This is a genomic window from Pseudomonas sp. 300, assembly GCF_055803035.1.
This window is the reverse complement of the sequence record NZ_JAVLRV010000002.1, coordinates 1,022,892-1,038,199: the sequence shown is the minus strand read 5'-3', so window position 1 is coordinate 1,038,199 and position 15,308 is coordinate 1,022,892. Positions and strand designations below refer to the sequence as shown.

The 15,308-nt window shown below is 58.4% G+C and carries 11 protein-coding genes; 5 read left to right on the top strand and 6 right to left on the bottom strand.

Annotated elements, in window-relative coordinates; translation table 11 throughout:
* Nucleotides 1-48 precede the first annotated feature (48 nt).
* The 3 genes from Q7W83_RS11180 (at nt 49) to Q7W83_RS11170 (ending at nt 6,209) form a co-directional block, all read left to right on the top strand.
* Nucleotides 49-1,152 (top strand): WD40/YVTN/BNR-like repeat-containing protein, encoded by a 1,104-nt coding sequence (locus Q7W83_RS11180; RefSeq protein ID WP_150632597.1) that lies wholly within the window; start codon nt 49-51, stop codon nt 1,150-1,152.
* A gap of 52 nt (nt 1,153-1,204) precedes the next feature.
* Entirely contained in the window at nt 1,205-3,628 is a 2,424-nt protein-coding gene (locus tag Q7W83_RS11175; RefSeq protein ID WP_473656056.1) for an efflux RND transporter permease subunit, read from the top strand.
* A 454-nt stretch (nt 3,629-4,082) separates the two neighbouring features.
* Nucleotides 4,083-6,209 (top strand): TonB-dependent siderophore receptor, encoded by a 2,127-nt coding sequence (locus Q7W83_RS11170; RefSeq protein ID WP_473656055.1) that lies wholly within the window; start codon nt 4,083-4,085, stop codon nt 6,207-6,209.
* Between the two features lie 362 nt (nt 6,210-6,571).
* On the opposite strand, the gene Q7W83_RS11165 is transcribed toward Q7W83_RS11170, so the two are convergent.
* From Q7W83_RS11165 to xylA, 4 genes are all read right to left on the bottom strand, one after another.
* The gene (locus Q7W83_RS11165) at nt 6,572-7,708 is read right to left on the bottom strand and encodes a sugar ABC transporter permease (protein ID WP_150632594.1); all 1,137 of its coding nucleotides are present in this window, start codon (nt 7,706-7,708) and stop codon (nt 6,572-6,574) included.
* Nucleotides 7,709-9,265, bottom strand: a complete 1,557-nt coding sequence (gene xylG / locus Q7W83_RS11160; RefSeq protein WP_473656054.1) for a D-xylose ABC transporter ATP-binding protein — start codon at nt 9,263-9,265, stop codon at nt 7,709-7,711.
* An 82-nt stretch (nt 9,266-9,347) separates the two neighbouring features.
* Nucleotides 9,348-10,349 carry a D-xylose ABC transporter substrate-binding protein gene (gene xylF / locus Q7W83_RS11155; protein WP_123366393.1) on the bottom strand — a complete coding sequence of 334 codons (1,002 nt, stop codon included), beginning with the start codon at nt 10,347-10,349 and terminating at the stop codon, nt 9,348-9,350.
* 149 nt (nt 10,350-10,498) lie between these two features.
* A complete protein-coding gene (xylA, locus tag Q7W83_RS11150) occupies nt 10,499-11,815 on the bottom strand; it encodes a xylose isomerase (protein ID WP_473656053.1) in 1,317 nt (438 codons plus the stop codon).
* A 176-nt stretch (nt 11,816-11,991) separates the two neighbouring features.
* On the opposite strand from xylA, the gene Q7W83_RS11145 reads away from it, so the two are divergent.
* Nucleotides 11,992-13,167, top strand: a complete 1,176-nt coding sequence (locus tag Q7W83_RS11145) for a XylR family transcriptional regulator (RefSeq protein WP_150639486.1) — start codon at nt 11,992-11,994, stop codon at nt 13,165-13,167.
* Between the two features lie 57 nt (nt 13,168-13,224).
* Nucleotides 13,225-13,413, top strand: a complete 189-nt coding sequence (locus Q7W83_RS11140; protein ID WP_150632590.1) for a hypothetical protein — start codon at nt 13,225-13,227, stop codon at nt 13,411-13,413.
* Nucleotides 13,414-13,730: 317 nt separating this feature from the next.
* Here Q7W83_RS11140 and Q7W83_RS11135 read toward each other — a convergent pair whose 3' ends face one another.
* Complete coding sequence (locus tag Q7W83_RS11135) at nt 13,731-14,780, bottom strand: tyrosine-type recombinase/integrase (RefSeq protein ID WP_473656052.1); 1,050 nt, start codon at nt 14,778-14,780, stop codon at nt 13,731-13,733.
* Nucleotide 14,781: 1 nt separating this feature from the next.
* Nucleotides 14,782-15,024 (bottom strand): DUF4224 domain-containing protein, encoded by a 243-nt coding sequence (locus Q7W83_RS11130; protein WP_473656051.1) that lies wholly within the window; start codon nt 15,022-15,024, stop codon nt 14,782-14,784.
* Nucleotides 15,025-15,308: the final 284 nt, after the last annotated feature.

Sequence of the window (15,308 nt, the reverse complement as noted above, 5' to 3'; positions counted from 1 at the left end):
CGAAAAGCTCGTCACGGTCGCGAGCGATTTTCCAAGCGGGATAAAGACATGAACGTTGAAAAATGCTTTGCGAGTTTCGGCCGGCGATGGGGGGCCTTCGCCCTGACGTTGTGTCTGTTGGCGAGCACGTCCATTGCTGCGCAGGCCGCGACGTTCGCGGTGCTGCAGCAGCCGGCATTGCCGACCGCCAAGGTCCAGCGCTCGGTAATGCTCGGGTTGGCCCGGGCCGGGGAGCGCTTGGTGGCGGTCGGAGAGCGGGGCATCGTGCTGCTCTCGGACGATTCGGGAAATACCTGGCGCCAGGCCAGCGTACCGGTCAGCGTCAGCCTGACAGCGGTGCAATTCGTCGACGCGGAGCAGGGTTGGGCAGTGGGTCATCTAGGTGTCGTACTGCACAGCGAGGACGGCGGTGAAACCTGGCACAAACAGCTAGACGGTGAAAGTGCCGCCAGGCTGGCGCTGCAGGATGCGCAGCGCAATGCCGATCAACCGGGCGGTGCCAGCAACCTGGAACAGGCGCGGCATTTACTGAGCGACGGACCGGACAAGCCGTTTCTCGACCTGTACTTCAGTGACCGGTTACATGGCTACATCGTGGGTGCCTACAACCAGATCTACCGCACTGACGATGGCGGGCAAAACTGGCGACCGTGGATGCAGCATGTGGACAATCCACAGGGCCTGAACCTGTATGGCATTCGTGCGTCGGGCAATGACCTGCTGCTGGTGGGGGAGCGCGGTTTACTGTTGCGTTCGACCGATGCCGGGCATTCGTTCCAGGCCTTGAAATCACCTTATGAAGGCAGCTTTTTCGGTCTGCTCGGCACCCGTGGCGGTGCCTTGATTGCCTATGGCCTGCGCGGCAACGCCTGGTGGTCAGATGACCGTGGCGACAGCTGGCGGCGCCTCGACACCGGCGTCGAGTCAACGCTGGCGACAGCCATCGAACTGCGCGACGGCAGTCTGCTGATGGTCAGCCAGAGCGGTGAACTCTTGTTCAGCCACGACCAGGGTCGCAGCTTCAACAAACGTCAGAGCCGCAGCGGCGCAACGGTCGCCGCCGTGCAACAGGCGGTGGACGGCAGTTTGGCTAGCGTCGGTTTGAGCGGCGTGGCCGCTGACCAGGATCCGCGGGCATCCGGCCAACCTTGAAACTTCACGGTGCAGCGCTATCGGGCCGAGGCCCGTGCAACAGGAGTCAGACTTGAAAGACGACAAAACCCAAACCGTGATCGGCCGCCTGGAAGACTTTGACCAGGCGTCGGGCAATTTCGCCGAGCGGGCGATCTTCAACCATCGACCGCTGGTAATCCTGCTGTGTCTGCTGGTGACCCTGCTGCTTGGCTGGCAAGCCACGGGCATCGGCATCAACGCCAGTTATGAGAAGACCATTCCTACCGGTCACCCCTATGTCGCCAACTTCCTGGAAAATCGCAGCGAGCTCAGCGGCCTGGGCAACTCGCTGCGCATCGCCGTGGAGGTCAAGCAGGGCAGCATCTTCACCAAGGACTACCTCGACACCCTGGCCAGGCTCAACGACGAGCTCTATCTGCTGCCGGGCGTCGATCGGCCATATATGAAGTCGTTATGGACCCCGACCACGCGCTGGACCGCAGTGACAGAGGAGGGCCTGGATGGCGGTACGGTGATCCCCGACGACTACGATGGTTCTGCCGCCAGTATCGAACAGGTGCGAACCAACGTCGCCCGCTCCGGCGAGGTCGGTCAATTGGTGGCCGGCAACTTCAAGTCCAGCGTGATCTTCGTGCCCCTGCTGGAAATCAGTCCGCAGACTGGCAAAGCCCTGGACTACGGCGAGTTTTCCCGGCAACTGGAAACCCTGCGGGACAAATACCAGACCGATGATGTGCAGATTCACATCACCGGTTTCACCAAGATCGTTGGTGATCTGATCGAGGGGTTGACCCAGGTACTGCTGTTTTTCGTGGTGGCGGTACTGGTGACCGTGGTGGTGCTCTATGGCTACACCCGTTGCGCGCGCAGTACCCTGGTGGTGGTGACGTGCTCGCTGGTGGCGGTGCTCTGGCAGCTCGGTCTGCTCGCCATCCTCGGTTATGAGCTGGACCCTTATTCGGCGCTGGTGCCGTTTCTGGTGTTCGCCATCGGCATGAGTCATGGCGCGCAAAAGATGAACGGAATCATGCAGGACGTCGGTCGCGGCACCCATCGGGTGGTGGCCGCGCGTTATACCTTTCGCCGATTGTTTGCCGCCGGCATGACCGCGTTGCTCTGCGATGCGGTGGGCTTCGCGGTGTTGCTGCTGATCAATATTCGGGTGATTCAGGACCTGGCGATCACCGCCAGCCTCGGCGTGGCGGTGCTGATCTTCACCAACCTGATTCTGCTGCCGATCCTGCTCAGCTACATCGGTGTCAGCCCGGCAGCGGCACAACGCAGCCTGAGTTCGGAAACCGCCGAGCTGCAGGCGCAGATCAAGCATCCGTTGTGGCGTTTTCTCGATCTGTTCACCCAGCGGCGCTGGGCCATTGGCGCCATGCTGGGCGGCCTGCTGCTGGCCGCGTTCGGTTTTGCCGTGAGCCTGCACCTGAAAATTGGCGATCTTGATCCCGGCGCACCGGAGCTGCGCGCTGACTCGCGCTACAACCGCGACGCGCTGTTCATGACCCGCAATTACGCCGCCAGCTCGGATATTTTCGTGGTCATGATCAAAACTCCGGAGGATCAGTGCACGCGCTACGCCAGCCTGTCTGCGGTGGATGCGCTGGCCTGGCAGCTGGAGCAACTACCGGGTGTGGAGTCGACCACTTCCATGGCGGCGCTGAGCAAGATCGCCACGGTGGGTTACAACGAAGGTAACTTCAGATGGTATGAGCTGATCCCCAATGACGGCGCGTTGGGTGCTGTGCAGACCCGAGCGCCGCGAGAGCTCTTCAATCAGGGCTGCTCGATGCTGTCGCTGTACGTTTACCTGGCCGATCACAAGGCCGATACCCTGAACCGGGTAGTGGAGGCCAGCGAGAAATTTATCGCTGAGCATCAGGTGCCAGAGGTCAAGTTCATGTTGGCCGCCGGCAGTGCCGGGATCGAAGCCGCGACCAACATCGTGGTGAAAAAATCCATGAACGAGATGCTGTTCTGGGTTTACGGTGCGGTCAGCCTGTTATGCCTGCTGACCTTCCGCAGTTGGCGCGCCACCCTCTGCGCAATGCTGCCGCTGATGCTCACCTCGATTCTTTGCGAGGCGCTGATGGTAAGTCTGGGCATGGGCGTGAAAGTCGCGACACTGCCGGTGATCGCACTCGGCGTGGGCATCGGCGTTGACTACGCGCTCTACGTGTTGAGCGTGATCCTGGCTCGAATGCGTGCCGGCGATACCCTGGCCCAAGCGTATTACCAGTCGCTGCTGTTCACCGGCAAAGTGGTCTTGCTGACCGGCATGACACTGGCGGTCGCGGTGTCGACCTGGGCTTTATCACCGATCAAGTTCCAGGCCGACATGGGCATCCTGCTGGCCTTCATGTTCCTGGTGAACATGCTCGGCGCCTTGATCCTGTTGCCGGCACTGGCCTGGCTGCTGCTGCCGCAGAAGGTCTTCGCAAAAAAGCCTGAAACGAGTCTGCTTGCACAGTTAGTCAAGGAGAGCTGAAGGGCTCGGCAAGGAGGTACACCGCGACAACGCCCCGGGTAAATCCAGGATATCGCCAATGGCATTCTGGTGGCGCATGCCATTGAGAGACCCGGCATCCGGTCTACTTTTTCGCTCACTATGCTCAGGGAGCGCAGAAACAGTCGCCTGGCGTTGAGTTGGGAAAAAATTCTGTTGGAAACTTTAGAAGAGCTTGTGACGGTTGGAGCCTGGAAGGAGGCCACTCTTTGGCTTGGTAGAGAGGGCGCGTGAGAGAGCATCACGTGAGCATCGCAGCGAAAATTCAGTGGATGGCGCACCGCTCGTTTCGCCCATTCTCCGAATGACGTGATGAGTTGTTCATGTGCGCTAATGGGAATTAGTTTTAATTGCGAATGGTTTTGTATAGCATGCGCGGGTCTTTATTGGCGTTTTTACCCTGTGCATTGGCCTATTCGTAAAGGTTTTCCTCTCCATGCGTCGAACCCTGTTTTCCATTTGTGTACTGCAAGCGTTGTCGTCTTCCTCATGGGCTGAACAAACGGATGTAGCCCCCTCAACGCTTGAGCTGGACGCAACCGATGTTGTCGGTACCGCGAATTACGAAAGGGCGGACGGGCCGGTTCAGGGTTATCGGGCAACGCGCTCGGCCAGCGCCACGCGTACCGACACGTCGATCCATGAAACCCCGCAATCGATCAGTGTGGTCTCGAAGGATGCGGTCGAGGATCTCGGAGCGACCCGTTTGCAGGAAGCACTGGACTACGCCGGGGGCGTGGGGCGGGCGAACAATTTCGGTGGGCAGGGCCTGACCACGTTTACCGTTCGTGGCTTCACCACTGGCGAGTTTTACCGCAACGGTTTTCCGATCAACCGCGGCTACCCGAACATGCCGGATGCCAACGCTATCGAGCGACTCGAAGTGCTGCGCGGCCCGGCAACCATGCTCTACGGTCGGGGTGACCCTGGCGGGACGTTCAACGTGGTTTCCAAGCAGCCGCTACCCGAGCGCACCGTCACCTTGGGCAGTCAATTGAACGATCAGGGCATGAAGCGCGGCACGCTGGACGCTTCCGGCCCGCTCGACGAAGAAGGCCGCCTGGCTTATCGACTGAACGTAGTGGGCGAGGGCGGCGACACCTTCCGCGATCACGTCGAAACCGAGCGCTACGGAATCACTCCTGTGCTGACGTGGCAGGCAACCGAAGCGACCAAGCTCATTTTCGAAGGCGATTTCATGCGCAACAACGCGCCTCTGGATCGTGGCGTTACGCGTTACGCCAAACAGATTGGCACCGCCTCCCGCGACAGCTTTTTCGGCGAAAAAGACGTTGGCAAATTGCACAACGACAACAACATGGCGCAATTGCGTTTCGAGCACATGCTCAATGACGACTGGACGCTGGGCGGCGGCTTCCAGTGGCTTGATGGTTCGCTCAAGGGCAACGCAGTCGAGGCCAACGGTATTGCCGATGACGGCCGCACCTTGGGGCGCAATTTCAACTATCGAAAACTGGAGTGGACCGACAAGGACACCCAACTCAATTTGACCGGCCATTTCGATACCGCTGGTTTGCAGCACACTTTGCTCACCGGTATCGAGTACGAAGATTACGACTACAAGTCGATCATTCAACGCTCCAGCGTTGCTGTCGGCGCGTACCCGATCGATATCTTCGATCCGGTGTACGGCCAGCCGCGTCCGGCGCTGACTCGCACGCCGACTCATGACAAGGAAAACCTCAAGACGTATGCCGCGTTCGTGCAGGATCAGGTGGCACTGACCGACAAACTGAAAGTGCTGGCAGGGGCGCGTTTCGAACGTTTCGAACATGACTACGAAACCTACGTGCCGGGCGGCAAGAGCTGGCAGGCCAGTGACAACGCGGTGACCCCGCGCATTGGCGTGACCTACGATTTGACCGAGACATTAGCGGTCTACGCCGACACCGCGCGATCGTTCAAGCCCAACACCGGGGCAAGCCGTCTCGGCGGTGGGTTTGCGCCTGAGAAGGGCAAGTCTTACGAAATGGGTATCAAGTGGGAAGCACTGGATGAGCAGTTGAGTGTCGACGCGGCGATCTATCAGATCGAGAAGCGTAACGTTTTGACCACCGATCCCGTTGATTCGACCTTCAGCGTTGCTGCCGGTGAAGTGCGCAGCCGCGGTTTCGACGTCAACGTCGCCGGTAACATCACTCCCGAATGGCGCGTGATCGGCGGCTACGCCTATGTCGATGCAGTGGTGACCAAAGATAACGTGCTGCGCTCTGGCACGCGCCTGCTGAACATCCCGAAAAACAGCTTCAGTCTGCTCAATATGTATGAGTTCCAGGACGGTACCCTCAAGGGGCTCGGCGTGGGCACCGGACTCAAGTACGTCGACGAGCGCGCTGGGCAAACCGCCAACACTGCGTTTTCGATGGACAGCTACACCGTCGTTGACTTGCTCAGCTTCTACAAGATCAATGACAAGGTGCGGCTCAATCTCGACGTGAAAAACCTGTTTGATCGCGATTACGAAGAAGGTGCGTTCGGCAACGTATACGCCTATCCGGGTGCGCCACGAACCGTGCAAGTCGGTATTTCCTACACCTTGTAGCGCGTCTTTGTGGCGCACGCTGAGCTTGCTCGATGAAGCTGGAAGCGAGGCGAAGTTTGCCAGCGCTGGTGGTCCTGCAAAGGCGGCATTTGCAGGCCTCAGTTATTTTCAATCAGCAGGCGAGAGGGGGGTGTAAATTGCCAGATAAATGCGGAAACGATCTGTGGGTGGCATGTCAATAAAGCTGACGCCCGGAAACGACAAAGCCCTGAATAATCAGGGCTTTTTCGTCTAAAGATGGCGGAGGCGATGTCTTTTCTTTTGATGTTCATTGATGTTCTGTTTGGTGTGTAAGACAAATTCAAAAACAGTCAGTTATGAAGATTTTTGTCTTTTGTGTTCCGTGTACTGTCCGCAGCGAATCAACGTCTCCCGGTCCGAGTGCTCACATCCACCCACACGGCCAACACTAGAATGCTGCCTTTGACGATCATCTGCCAGTAACTGTCGACGTCGAGCATGGACATGCCGTTGTCCAGGCTGGTGATGACCAGCGCGCCGAGGAGGGCGCCGTAGACCGTACCGGAGCCGCCGCGCATGGAGGTGCCGCCGATGAAGCAGGCGGCGATGGCGTCGAGTTCGCCCATGCTGCCGGCCGAGGGCGAACCAGCGGCCAGGCGTGCGGTGTTTACCACGCCGGCGAGGGCGCACATGACGCCCATGATCCCGAAAATCCAGAGCTTCACGGCTTGCACATTGATACCGGACAGGCGTGTCGCTTCCATGTTGCTGCCCACGGAATAGACGCGTCGGCCGAACACTGTCTGGCTGGTCACGTAGCTGAACCCGCCCAGTAGAACCAGCAGAAGCAGGACCGGCACGGGAATGCCGTCGTAGCTGTTGAGGGTCTGGACGAAGCCGGCCAGCACCGCGCCGATCAACAGCACGCGGACTACGTCACGCACCAGTGAGTGTGCCGCCAGGCCGTGAAGGGCGCGATTGCGCCGTTGTTTCCAGGTCAGGAATAACGTCAGTGCAAACAGCAGAACGCCCAGCCCCGTGCCGATCGAGTGCGGCAAATAACCCTGGCCGATATAGACGAGCTCCGGCGATACCGGGGCGATAGTCGTGCCGCCGGTAATCCCCAGCAAAATGCCCCTAAAAGCCAGCATGCCCCCCAGCCCGACGATGAAAGACGGAATGCGAAGGTAGGCGGCCATATAGCCGTTGGCGAGGCCGATCAACAGTCCGCACAGGGCGACAAGGCTCAGGTTCGCCAGCAACGGTATGTGGTAGATCACGTCGAGAATAGCCGCGACGCCACCGAGCAGGCCCAGCAATGAGCCGACTGATAAATCGATCTCGCCGCTGATGATGACCAGCACCATACCGCAGGCGAGAATCCCGGTAATGGACATCTGGCGCAGCAGATTGGAGAGGTTGCGCGGTGTCAGGAATCCGCCCTCGGTCTGCCAGCTGAAGAACAGCCAGATGAACGCCACGGCAAACACCAGTGCGAGCATCTTGTAGCGGGTGAAGAGTTGTTTGACCTGATTCATTTACGCGGATTTCCGATCATTATTGTTATTGCCAGCAGGCTGGCTGAGTGCGGCGGCGAGCAACTGTTCCTGAGTGAGTCCGTGGTTGATGAGGTCGCCACGCAACTGGCCTTCGCCGATCACCAGTACGCGGTCGGAAACGCCTAGCACTTCGGCCAGCTCCGACGACACCATGATGATCGATACACCTTCGGCCGCCAGCGCTCCCATCAGCTTGTAGATCTCGTATTTGGCGCCGACATCCACACCTCGGGTGGGCTCATCGAGAATCAGCACCCGGGGTTTGGTCAGCAGCATCTTCGCCAAGACGGCTTTTTGTTGATTGCCGCCGGACAGACTGGTAATCGGCAGGAACGGGCTCGCGGTCTTGAGGTGCAGGCGCGAAATTTCCCGATCGATGCTGCCTAGTTCGGCTTCGGCATCGATGCGGGTCAGTTTCGAGTAACTGTCCAGCACGGCCAGGGTGATGTTCTGGCCGACGCCCAGGTCTGGAATGATGCCCTGGCGCTTGCGGTCCTCGGGCACCAGGCACAGGCCGGCACGGATTGACTTGAGCGGCGTGCGGGTGTCGATGAGTTGGCCTTCCAGCCAGACTTCGCCTTCGTGGCGGCCGGGGTAGGCGCCGAACAGCGCTGTCACCAGTTCGGTGCGGCCTGCACCGACCAGTCCGGCGATGCCGAGAATTTCCCCGCGCTTGAGGCTGAACGAAATATCGTCGACCCGTTTGCGCCTGGGGTTGTCGACGTCGTAGCAGGTGATGTGGCGAGCCTCGAAAATCACCTCGCCAATGTCGTGTGGCTCGGTGGGGTAGAGGTTGCTCATTTCCCGTCCGACCATCTGGGTGATGATCTGTGGAATATCCATGTCCGCCATGGCGGTCGTGGCGATGTGTTTGCCGTCGCGGATCACCGAAATGGTGTCGCACACGGCGGCCACTTCATCGAGCTTGTGGGAGATGTAGACACAGGCAACACCCTTGGCTTTGAGTTCGCGGATGATGTCCAGCAACACCTCGATTTCCGAACGGGTCAGGGCCGATGAAGGCTCGTCGAGGATCAACAGGCGGGCGTGCTTGTTCAGTGCCTTGGCGATTTCCACCAGTTGCTGATAGCCGCCGCCGTACTGCGAAACTGGCAGCGATACGTTCATGTCCGGCACTTTCAGTTCACGCATCAGGGCTTCGGCGCGGTGGATCATCGCCGGATAATTCATCCGCCCACCGGGCAGCGTCAGTTCATGGCCCATGAAAATGTTCTCGGCCACCGACAGGTCGGGAACCAGCGTCAGTTCCTGGTGAATGATGACGATACCGGCGGCTTCCGTTTCGCTGATCGATTGCGCCTTCAGGGGTTGACCGTCCCAGAGGATTTCACCGTCCCAGGTGCCATGGGGGTAGACCGCGGAAAGGATCTTCATCAGCGTGGATTTGCCTGCGCCGTTCTCGCCGCACAACCCGACGCACTCACCCGGCTTGACCTTGATGTCGATGCCATTGAGCGCTTTGACACCGCCGAAAGTTTTGACGATACCGTTCATTTGCAGCAGATAGTCGGACATGGCAGAGACTCATAAGCGGCAGATACGAGGCCGGTCCCGCAGGAGCAAGTTCGCTCCTGCAGGTGGCATTACGGGGCGACGATCACTGCCCGGCAATCTGCGCCTTGGTGTAAAACCCGTCTTGTTCCAGCAAGTCGATGTTGTCCTTGGTCAACGGAGTCGGAGTGAGCAGGATGGTGTCGACTTTTTTGCTGCCATTGTCGTACTGCGAGCTGTAGGCGGGTTTCTCGTTACGCGCCAGTTGCACCGAGAGCTTGGCGGCTTCGGAGGCGATGAGTTTGAGCGGTTTGTACACGGTCATGGTTTGCGTGCCGGCGATCACTCGCTTGACAGCTGCGAGGTCTGCGTCCTGCCCGGAAATCGGCACCTTGCCGGCCAGTTGCTGAGAGGCCAGTGCCTGGATGGCGCCGCCTGCCGTGGCGTCGTTGGAGGCGACGATACCGTCGATTTTGTTGTCGTTGCGGGTCAAGGCGTTTTCAACAATGCTCAGCGCTTCGGTAGGGTTCCATTCCTTTACCCATTGTTGGCCGACGATCTTGATATCGCCCTTGTCGATGGCCGGTTGCAGCACTTTCATCTGACCTTCACGCAGGACTTTTGCGTTGTTGTCAGTGGGCGCACCACCGAGCAGAAAGTAATTACCCTTGGGCGCTGCGTGCAGCACGCCGCTGGCCTGCATCTCGCCGACCTTCTCGTTATCGAAGGAAATGTAGGCGTCGATATCCGCGTTGAGTATCAGGCGGTCATAGGACACGACCTTGATGCCGGCTTTCTTCGCTTCGGCCACCGCATTGGTCAGCACCGTGGCGTTGAACGGCACGATGACGATGACATCGACGCCACGGGAAATGAGGTTTTCGATTTGCGAAATCTGCTTTTGCTCGTTGGCATCGGCAGACTGAACGAAGACCTTGGCGTCCATTTTCTCCGCCGCCGCAACGAAGTAATCGCGGTCACGCGACCAGCGTTCCAGCCGCAGATCATCAATGGAGAAGCCGATTTTCGGGTGGGCAGCATCGGCCATTACCGGTAGCGACAGCAGCGCCAGGGCGCTGGCCAATAGCGCGCGTTTTACATTCTTCATGGTGGTGCGTCCTTTTATTTTTGTTTGAAAGACACTGCCTGACGATGAGTCTCGGGCTGGTAGAACTGTAGAGAATCGGTAGACGCAGCGAACACAGATTTGTCGTGCGAATGTCACAGCGTTGTTGCGCCCGCAGACTCCGTTGGCGATCAGCGATAGATGAACCGGTTGACGACGTTTTCGAGCATTTCCTGCCTGCCGCTGACGGCCTGCGGATTCAGTTCGTTGGCGAAGGCATATTCGGCCAATGACTGGAGATTGAACTCACCCGTCAAAACCGCCTGCCCGAACGGCTGCTGCCAGCCGGCGTAGCGTTGATCTTTGAGCTGCTGAAGCTGATCGTTCTGCACCATGGCGGCTGCGCGTTCCAGGGACAGGGCCAGGACGTCCATGGCGCCGACGTGACCATGGAACAGATCGATCTCATCGAGGCTCTGGCGGCGAACCTTGGAGTCGAAGTTGTACCCGCCATTCTTGAACCCGCCGGCCTTGAGAATTTCATAGGTGGCCAGGGTCATTTCTTCGACGCTGTTGGGGAATTGATCGGTGTCCCAGCCGTTTTGCGGATCACCGCGGTTGGCATCGATGCTGCCGAAAATACCCAGCGAGACGGCTGTTGCAATCTCGTGATGAAAGCTATGACCGGCCAGGGTCGCGTGGTTCGCTTCGATGTTGACCTTGATTTCCTTTTCCAGGCCGAACTGCTGGAGAAAGCCAAACACCGTGGCGCTGTCATAATCGTATTGGTGCTTGGTCGGCTCTTGCGGCTTGGGTTCGATCAGCAGGTCGCCTTTGAAACCGATCTTGTGCTTGTGCTCGACCACCATGCGCATGAAGCGACCCAGTTGTTCGCGTTCACGTTTCAAGTCGGTATTGAGCAGGGTTTCGTAGCCTTCGCGACCGCCCCACAACACGTAGTTGGAGCCTTTCAGGCGTTGGGTCGCGTTCATGGCGCTGAACACCTGGGCAGCGGCGAAGGCAAACACTTCGGGGTCCGGGTTGCTGGCGGCGCCGGCGGCAAAGCGCGGATTGCTGAAGCAGTTGGCGGTGCCCCACAGCAGTTTGATCCCGCTTTCTTCCTGGTGTCGCTCCAGGTAATCAATCATGCGCGCAAAGTGGTTGCGATACTCCTTCAGCGAATTGCCCTCCGGGGCGACATCCGTGTCGTGGAAGCAGTAATAGTCGATGCCCAATTTGGAGAAGAACTCGAACGCGGCGTCGGCCTTGCCAATGGCAAGCTCCATCGGGTCGCCGGCGTGTTGCCACGGGCGCTTGAACGTTCCTGCGCCGAACACATCGGAACCCGGCCAGACGAAGGTGTGCCAATAGCAGGCGGCCATGCGCAGGTGTTCGCGCATGGGTTTGCCGAGGATGATTTTGTCGGCGTCGTAATGACGGAAGGCGAGGGGAGTATCGCTGGCAGGGCCTTCGTAGCGAATCTTGTCGACTTCGGGGAAGTACGGCATTGGCAATGTCCTTGTTGTTCTTGGCGGTGTCTCGATACTAGCAACGGCCCCATGCCTGCTGATTATGAAAATCACCAACGCGGGGTGCGATTTTGCGTATTGAGATTCATCGTCTGCGCGCCTAGTCTGTGCAAACCGCCTCCGTGAGAAGGGGCCCCGGAACAAGCATAAAAACAATGAAAACAGTACCGCCTGTTCACCGCATCGCACTGTTGTTCAACGGGAGCAAGATCTATGACCGGGGCATCATCAGCGGTATCGGCAACTACCTGAGCAGCACCCGCGCGTCCTGGGACCTGTTCCTGGAAGAGGATTTTCTCTGCCGGTTGAAAGGGATCGAGCGCTGGCAAGGTGACGGGATCATTGCCGACTTCGACGATCCGCTGATTGGCGAAGCGCTGGCCGACATCAAGTTGCCGGTGGTGGCAGTGGGTGGTTCCTATCAGGATGAGCGCGCCTATCCGAAAGGAATTCCTTACGTCGCCACCGACAATAACGCACTGATCACCCTGGCTTACGAACACTTGATCGAGGCAGGGCTGCAGCGTTTTGCCTGCTTCAGCCTGCCTGAAGCGCAGGCCAATCGTTGGGCCCAGGAACGGGAAAAATCCTTTCGACGACTGATGCAACGTGACGGCTTGCACGCTGAGGTCTATCGCGGCATGGGCACCAGCGCACCGCTCTGGGACAGCGCGGTCGAACAACTGATCGCCTGGCTGCAAAGCTTGCCCAAGCCCATCGGTATCATCGCCGTCAGTGACGCCCGCGCCCGGCAGTTGCTGCAAGCCTGCTTGACCGCCGGGATCGCCGTACCCGAGCAGGTGGCATTGATCGGTATCGACAACGACCCCCTGACACGCAGCCTGACCCGGGTCCCCCTGAGTTCTGTTATCCAGGGCACCGAAACCATGGGCCGCACCGCCGCGCAGTTACTTCACCAGATGCTGCACGGCATGCCGTCCACGGGCACGCACATCCTGATTCCGCCTGATGCGATCAACGTGCAGGTGTCGAGTTTGCACCAACCTTTGGGCAACCCCTACGTCATGCAAGCGCTGCTGTTTATCCGCCAATATGCCTGCCAGGGCATCAAGACGGCGCAGGTAGCGGCGTATGTCGGCGTGTCGCGCTCATCGCTGGAGTCGCACTTTCGCACCGTGCGAGGCTGCAGCGTGCACGACGAGATTCTGCGTTTCAAATTGGCGGCGGCCACCAGCGGGCTGGAAAATACTGACACCGCGATTGCGGACGTTGCCCGCAGTTGCGGCTTCAAATCCGCACAATATCTGCACACGGTGTTCCGTCGCGAGTTTGGATGTACGCCTCGTGAATATCAGCAGGGTGCCAGGTAGTCGGTCAAATGCGGTCGTTCTGACGTTCCTGGGAAAACCGACAAGGAGAAAGGGTCAATGGACTTCGTAATCGATTTGATAGCTCATCGCATGGGCGTTTTTGTGCTGGGCTTGCTCAGTGGCGGCCGTTTCAAGGGAGACAGTGGTTTTGCCTGGGGCTGGGCAGTTGTCGTCGGGGGGCTGATTCTGCTTTCTCCATTCGCAGCTTTCATAGCCTTGCTCATCTATACCAGTGGCATTAAATGATTGCGGGAGATTGCGGAGGGCGTTGCGGAAATAGCCGAAAAGATGCGGAAACGTCCACGGAGCGGGCGACCCCAATGCACAAACCCCAGAAACGAAAAAGCCCTGACTAATCAGGGCTCTAACGTATTCAAGATGGCGGAGGCGATGGGATTCGAACTCATGGACCTGTTACAGTCGACGGTTTTCAAGACCGATATTCAAAGCCCCTGAAATCGGGGCTTGTAGCTCTTTTTCGTTACATTACTTTTATTTTGCGGCACCTCTGGAGACCGCATTCTACAAGGGCCCAAGTTTGAGTATTGTAACGCTTTCGCCGCCTATTTTGACGGCTTTGCGATGGCCCCAATCCGGCGATAAACTCGCTCGGTGATATCGCCTTTGGTGTGACCCAGAAGTAAGCTCGCCTCACCGACGTCGAGGATTTCAGAAGCGGCTTTGGGCCTGATATCACGGAACTGGAATCCGCCGATCTTCGTCGCCAGCAACTCGTCGCCAATCTCGATCGCGGCCAATTTTGCTTTTTCGCGCGCGACGTCCCAACGCTTTCTCAGCATTGTCGCTGTCATCCGCTTTCCGTGCCTGCTGACTATCAGATAGTTAGAGACGTGTTGAGTGTTGCGTGCAGAGATTTCGGCGATCAGTCGGCCAAGACTGTTTGCTTCAGCTCCGGCGGTCATCTGAATACGAAGCTTCTTGTGCGTTTTGTTCTGCTGCACCCCCAAGTAGTCCCCCTCGATGTCGTCCTTTCGCATGACCAGTACGTCTGCCGGCCGTTGCCCGGTGAGGTAAGCCAGGTCCATCGCGTCTTTCAGCTCTTGAGCTGCCTTTGTGTAAACCGCATCCCAAACCACATCATTCGCGTAATAGTCCCGCGGCGTTTCCTTGTTTTTGCGCACGCCCTGGCAGGGGTTTTCTTTGGTTGTCAGCCCCCATTCCCTTGCGATATTGAATACGTGGGAGAGGGTGGCGATCTCGCGATTCGCCCGAACCTTTGCCGTACGTGCATCCCGGTACCCGGCGATCGTGGCCGGGGTAATCGAGTCGATGGGCGCGCTGTCGAACATCGGCCGAAGCTGCTTGATCTCCGCCAGATTATCTCTCTGGGTGCGCGCCGCTTTCTTGGAGACGATGTCGCGGATGTATCTGTCGAAAATCCCCTTCATCGTGCGCAGGTCGAGCGGTTTTTCCTTGGCTTCGAGCTCTGCCCATTTGATCCTGGCTTGGTCCAAGTCTTTGCCCAGTGGGATCGCCTTGCCGGTCATGTCTAGGTAGTAATAGGCGATCCAGTCCTTTCCGCTTTTCCGTGGCCGCGTCCATTGATACATCCGGGGCGGCAAGTTTCGTGTTTCGGCCTTGCGGGGTCGCATATCAGTTCACTCGCGAGTAGTCGGGCGTCCATGTCGGCGCCGCCGGTAGTGGGTTGGCGTCAGCGATGGTTGGCGAAATAATGCCCAGCTTCATGCGGGCGTACATCCGACCAACGAGCGGGCGCTTCCCGCGGCTTTCGATAAACACCCATTGGCGATCCACCAACCAGCGCCGCTGGTAGGCCCTGGCCTTGTAGCCCGTGAGTTCCGCAAGTTCTTCGTCTGAAAGAATTTCTGTTTCCATGATAATGCTCCATGCCTTAAGTGACGGCCGAAGGGAGATGAGTGATTGCAGGGGGACGAAGTGGCGCTATGGGCCGCATTTTCTGCTTAAATTGGCGATGTAATTCTTGCTGACGCGTTCAAGCTGATCTGAGCCGGAAGGGACTTAAACCATGAGATATATGATTGCTTTGCTGAGCTTGTTCGCGGGTGATCTAGCATGGGCTGCTGACTGCAATTGTCAGCAGGTTGTGGGTAGCTGTTTGGGGTCGATTGAATTTGTGAAGTCGTATGGTTCGAAGCCCA

Bases quoted from the DNA above. Each gene is read 5' to 3' on its own strand.
- Q7W83_RS11180 (WP_150632597.1), top strand. From the start codon at position 49: ATGAACGTTGAAAAATGCTTTGCGAGTTTCGGCCGGCGATGGGGGGCC.
- Q7W83_RS11170 (WP_473656055.1), top strand. From the start codon at position 4,083: ATGCGTCGAACCCTGTTTTCCATTTGTGTACTGCAAGCGTTGTCGTCT.
- Q7W83_RS11165 (WP_150632594.1), bottom strand. From the start codon at position 7,708: ATGAATCAGGTCAAACAACTCTTCACCCGCTACAAGATGCTCGCACTG.
- xylG (WP_473656054.1), bottom strand. From the start codon at position 9,265: ATGTCCGACTATCTGCTGCAAATGAACGGTATCGTCAAAACTTTCGGC.
- xylF (WP_123366393.1), bottom strand. From the start codon at position 10,349: ATGAAGAATGTAAAACGCGCGCTATTGGCCAGCGCCCTGGCGCTGCTG.
- xylA (WP_473656053.1), bottom strand. From the start codon at position 11,815: ATGCCGTACTTCCCCGAAGTCGACAAGATTCGCTACGAAGGCCCTGCC.
- Q7W83_RS11145 (WP_150639486.1), top strand. From the start codon at position 11,992: ATGAAAACAGTACCGCCTGTTCACCGCATCGCACTGTTGTTCAACGGG.
- Q7W83_RS11140 (WP_150632590.1), top strand. From the start codon at position 13,225: ATGGACTTCGTAATCGATTTGATAGCTCATCGCATGGGCGTTTTTGTG.
- Q7W83_RS11135 (WP_473656052.1), bottom strand. From the start codon at position 14,780: ATGCGACCCCGCAAGGCCGAAACACGAAACTTGCCGCCCCGGATGTAT.
- Q7W83_RS11130 (WP_473656051.1), bottom strand. From the start codon at position 15,024: ATGGAAACAGAAATTCTTTCAGACGAAGAACTTGCGGAACTCACGGGC.